The 4,375-nt window shown below is 67.1% G+C and carries 6 protein-coding genes; all 6 read right to left on the bottom strand.

Annotation, left to right across the window (positions count from 1 at the left end):
• Positions 1–621: 621 nt before the first annotated feature.
• On the bottom strand, positions 622–939 hold the full coding sequence (locus ACFSJS_RS27810) for a hypothetical protein (RefSeq protein WP_380905253.1): 318 nt from the start codon (positions 937–939) through the stop codon (positions 622–624).
• Positions 940–1,196: 257 nt separating this feature from the next.
• A complete protein-coding gene (locus tag ACFSJS_RS27815) occupies positions 1,197–1,523 on the bottom strand; it encodes a hypothetical protein (protein ID WP_380905255.1) in 327 nt (108 codons plus the stop codon).
• Between the two features lie 293 nt (positions 1,524–1,816).
• Positions 1,817–2,095, bottom strand: a complete 279-nt coding sequence (locus tag ACFSJS_RS27820; RefSeq protein ID WP_380905257.1) for a hypothetical protein — start codon at positions 2,093–2,095, stop codon at positions 1,817–1,819.
• Positions 2,096–2,415: 320 nt separating this feature from the next.
• Positions 2,416–2,562 (bottom strand): hypothetical protein, encoded by a 147-nt coding sequence (locus ACFSJS_RS27825; protein ID WP_380905259.1) that lies wholly within the window; start codon positions 2,560–2,562, stop codon positions 2,416–2,418.
• A 605-nt stretch (positions 2,563–3,167) separates the two neighbouring features.
• Entirely contained in the window at positions 3,168–3,377 is a 210-nt protein-coding gene (locus ACFSJS_RS27830) for a hypothetical protein (protein ID WP_380905261.1), read from the bottom strand.
• A gap of 179 nt (positions 3,378–3,556) precedes the next feature.
• On the bottom strand, positions 3,557–4,072 hold the full coding sequence (locus ACFSJS_RS27835; protein WP_380905263.1) for an RHS repeat-associated core domain-containing protein: 516 nt from the start codon (positions 4,070–4,072) through the stop codon (positions 3,557–3,559).
• Positions 4,073–4,375: the final 303 nt, after the last annotated feature.

The raw sequence follows: 4,375 nt of genomic DNA on the forward strand, positions 1-4,375 counted from the left end.
AGCCCGCTCCCGATCGAAGTGAAATATCACCGCTTACCGTCCCCTGAACTGGTGGTGCAGGATCTTCCGCGTTCTGTGGTCGACCACCGGTCCATAGTGTCCACGGCGGCCGTTGAACGATCCCTTGGCCCGCCAGGCGATGCCCGGGCGCGCGCCTCTCGGACCACGCATCGACCGTCCCCCGTGATACCGCGGGGGTGATGGTGCGAGTGCATGTACGGCCCGCTCCACCTGCTCTGCACCGCAGCTCTGCGCACGTCGAGACTCTCCCGGATGAACACGATGAAGCCACCGAGGTGGTGGTGGGCGGTGATCGGCAGGCCCCGGTGGGCACGCGAAACCCTTGTGCCCGTCCCAGCGGAGCCGAGGGCCGGCCGCGACCGACGACCCGGTCCATGGCAGGTCAGAGCCTCGATCGGCAATCGGCGGAAGCCGCCCCGGAGGGTGCAGTCAGTTGGAAACGCCCCGGCCGCGTCTCGGTCCGGGCCGGGTCCAGCGCCGACCCCCAACCACACGCGGACACGTACGCCGCGGAGTTCGCGACCACGCGATGTGCTCAGTGGCCGGCCGGCACCGGTTCGCCGATCCCACAAGGCGCAGTGCGAATCCGCTGCAACGTGGTCACCAGCCGGTCACCGCGTGGATCCGCGCCTGCCCGTCGGCCGTGGCGGGGCGGAAAGCCAGGTCCTCGCCGTGCCAGGAGACACGCCCCTCCATCAGATCCCGGGCCGGAGCCTCGAGATCGTCGGTCCCGAACACGTCCGTGACGTCGGCCTCCGCTCCCGTGGCGGCCGTCTGAAACCGGTGGGTCTGGACGTACTCCTCGCGGTCCGTGCCGTCGCATGCGAACTCGCCGACTCTGACGCGCAGATAGAACTCCTGGCCCGCCGAGTTCCGTCCGATCCCGATCAGATCGTCGACCTGCTGGAACCCACTCACATTCCCTCTTCCTCACAGCGAGAGTGCAGCGGGGGGCCAGCAGACCCGGCCCCCGCTCAGTCGACCGCTTCCAACGCCTCGGTGGTACACGTGGTAGTTGTTCGGCCACGTGCCCTTGCGGCCTGTACGCCCCTGGACGTTCGCGTTCCAGCGGCCGGAGGTCCATCAGAAAAGGTTTCGACGGTCGTATCGACCCATGGCTTTCCCCGTTCAGCCTATAAGTGCGAGGAGCCGAGAGGGGCCCGGACCGCGTGGGGTCAGCCCTCCACACCTCTTTCTGCGAGGTGCCGTGCGTACCCGAGCCGCAGTTCTCCTACATACTCACGAAGATCACCGATTTCTGCGTCCTCGTGAAACCTGCCCAGCTCCGCCTCCACTGCGCGGAACTGGTCTTCGACAAGGGCCTTCGTGGCAGTCAATCGACGGTCGTCACCCAGAACTCCCGTCAGGGCAGCTTCCAGCGCATCCAACTCGATGAGGAGATCATTGACGTCTGTACGCTGCTTCAACTCCGGGCGACTGTCGAGCCGGGATCCTCTGGGGAGTAGCTTCTCGAGCGCGGAACGCTCCTTCCTTCGCCACATGTCTGCCCTTCACCAGAGAGTTTGCCAACGAGTGAACCTGTGGTTCAGCTTACCGCCGGGACTTCCGCTGCATGCCGCAGCGGCCCTCCTGAGCTCTTGAAACGCTTCGACACTCACGTTTCCCGCGGTGTCGGGCGTATACATCGGTTCGGCGTGGCGGCGCAGCGCGTTGACGAGACTTTCGAGGGAGTCCTGAATACTCGTGGTTTCCAACCGTTCCAGCGGACTTCGTGTCCGGGCGCGGGGACGCATGCTTCTTCCGTCGCACCGCCCCACGGAGGCGGACCTTCCCCTCACCTCGCGGCGGGTACCCACGGTGTGTCCGACATGAAGCGTTTCCGGAAGACCGTTCCAGGGGCTGCGAGGGCCGCCTCGACCGCCTCTGCCCCGATCCTGCCGTTCATGGCCCGCCTGGGGACCTTGAGGTAGCCGCAGGCCCGGATGAGATCCGTGGCCGAAGCCCAGGTGTCGGCGGCCACCACCACCTCGTCCAGGGCATCGCACGCATTGGTCGCGTCGACCAGGACCGCGTACGCGACGACAAGGTCTGCCACTCGCGCCTTGGCGGCCATGTTTCCCACGTTCACTCCCTCCGGTGAGGGTGGCGAGGCCGCACACGGCGCGGCCTCGCCACCTGCCCCCGACGGGGGCTGTATGAATCAGCTTAGGACTGCGGCCTGGTCGGCCTCGTCGTCCCAGGCCACGGCCGTGCCAGCGGTAGTGGATGGTTCCCCGCCGGCCGTTCTTGCGCCAGGTGAGGTGGGAGTGACCACCACTGCTGCAGGGGCCGCGGGGTTCACAGCTGTATCCCCTGCGGGCCACCACAAAAGATCAGGGCAAATGCGGCTCGGGTCTGCCGGTTCACCGGCGGACCCGAGCCGCAGCGGGCATGCTATTTTCTCTTGCCTTTCTTCATGTGTTGAACATCACGCTTGAAAGCCCGATAGCCATCCCGGAGGTTGATGTACTCGAGGAGGGCGGCCACCCCTCTGCCGATGCCGCGCAGTACCCGTAGTGCAAGACCTGCCAAATCCTCCACGGTTATCCTTTCCAGGGATCGTGGCCGCGTCAGCGGTTTCGCTGACGCGGCCACTGGATCAGACGCAGCTTCCGCGCCCTCGGTACCCGGTGCATTTACGGCAGACTCTCTGCCTGCCCGTGTTGGTCAGCTTGCCGCTGCACTGGCGAAGGTACCGGTAGTTCTGCATGTACTTCCGGCCATACCTGTAGGCCGCCCTCACCGCGCGGGTGCGCCCGAGTGAAACCAGTCGGCCGACGCCCTGGGCGAATGCCGTGAGGTCGCCGGTGACCTCCTCACGACGCTTGCCCTGCCTCCGGTCGTGGGCGGCGATTCCGAGGCTGATGACGGCCGAGGCCCCCGCGCAGACGGCGCAGCCGAACATGCCCGCGACCGCCAGCCCCGTGCTCGCCCGTCCCAGCCACTTCTTCCAGCCGAACCGTCCATCGAGGCCGTAACAGTTGACCGGGGCGGCCGTGCAGTACTCGTAGGCGTTGGCGTTGCCTCCGTGGCCGGGTGGAGACAGGACTGGAGCAGTTTTCCGGTCCTGCGGGCTTCACGTCGTCACCGACGCTCCGACCTCCCCGCCACCGCTGCGACACCTATGCCCCGTATCCGGCGCGACCTCATGTCGAGGCGCTCCGGTCGTCTTGTTCGGTGGACGCATCGCGCGAAGCACGGGCGAAGTACCAGGAAACAGCGAACATCACCGCCGAAGCAGCAAAAAGAAAGGCGGCTGATTCGCGGCCGGTGAAAACAGTGAACGCCACACCGGCGATAAAGGCGATCAAGGCCAGAACGGGAAATACGCGAGCATTCTTCTGCAACTCAGTCATTCATGCCGTCCAGACTACTGGGAAGATTCTGTGCCACCGGCACCTGCGGTGCTGTGAGCACCGGGAACGAATGCGCGAGAAGGGACACCGGGGCCGGGCCCGGAAAGAATATTCCAGGCCCGGCCGTGCTCGGCGACACCCTGACGTACGGCTGGGTATTCACCCGACACTTCAGAGCATCACTTCCAGAGGTTCACCACCTCCGCCACGACCGCTTCCGGTGAGGGCGTGGCGCCGTCTTGCGGTGGCGTCCAGTGCCCGGGTACCGCTTCGTGGACCAACGGTAGGGCCCCTTCCTGAGGAAGTGACGTCCCACAGAGCCGAAGGCAGCGCCGCCACCACCAAATCCGGCGGCGCTTGGGACGCCGGTGACGAAGATGCTCCGCCGTGAGGCCCGGCGGTTCCAGTTCCACTTCGCCCAGGTGCCGGCCGCTCCGCCTGCCACGACGGCACAAGCAGCCGCACCGACCCCAGCGGTCACCAACCCACAGCCGAGTCCGGCCAGACCCGCCGCGATGCCGCTTCACCCAGCGCTTGGTGCTCCGCCACGTCTTGCGCCAGCTCCACTTGCCGTCGAGGTCGTAGCGGTTGAGCGGGTCGGCGTGGACGTACTCGTAGGCGTTCGGATTGCCGCCGTGGACCGGGTCGACAGCCGGGAAGCGGCCCGTGGCCGGGTTGTAGAGGCGGACGCCCACGAGGGTGAGGCCGGTGAGGGTCTCGGTGAAACGGTGTTCGACGCCAAGCCAGGTGCGGTGGGTGGCCGGCCCGGGCGGGGGGGCTGCCGTACTCGTCGCTGTCCAGGGCGACAGGCGCCTGGCTGGTGTCCGGCAGGAGCCGGAGGGCGATGCCGCCGGGGATGGTGGACAGCTGCAGGACGGTGTCGCCGGTCCTGCCGGTGGCGGCGGCCAGGTCGCCGGAGGCGGAGTCGACGTTGCGGCTCACGGCTCCGGTGGCGGTGTCCTCCACGATCCAGCGGGGGTTGTCGCCGTCGCCGTCGT

This window comes from Streptomyces desertarenae (genome assembly GCF_042681365.1).
GTDB lineage: Bacteria > Actinomycetota > Actinomycetes > Streptomycetales > Streptomycetaceae > Streptomyces > Streptomyces desertarenae.

Bases quoted from the DNA above. Each gene is read 5' to 3' on its own strand.
- ACFSJS_RS27815 (WP_380905255.1), bottom strand. From the start codon at position 1,523: ATGTGGCGAAGGAAGGAGCGTTCCGCGCTCGAGAAGCTACTCCCCAGA.
- ACFSJS_RS27820 (WP_380905257.1), bottom strand. From the start codon at position 2,095: ATGGCCGCCAAGGCGCGAGTGGCAGACCTTGTCGTCGCGTACGCGGTC.
- ACFSJS_RS27830 (WP_380905261.1), bottom strand. From the start codon at position 3,377: ATGACTGAGTTGCAGAAGAATGCTCGCGTATTTCCCGTTCTGGCCTTG.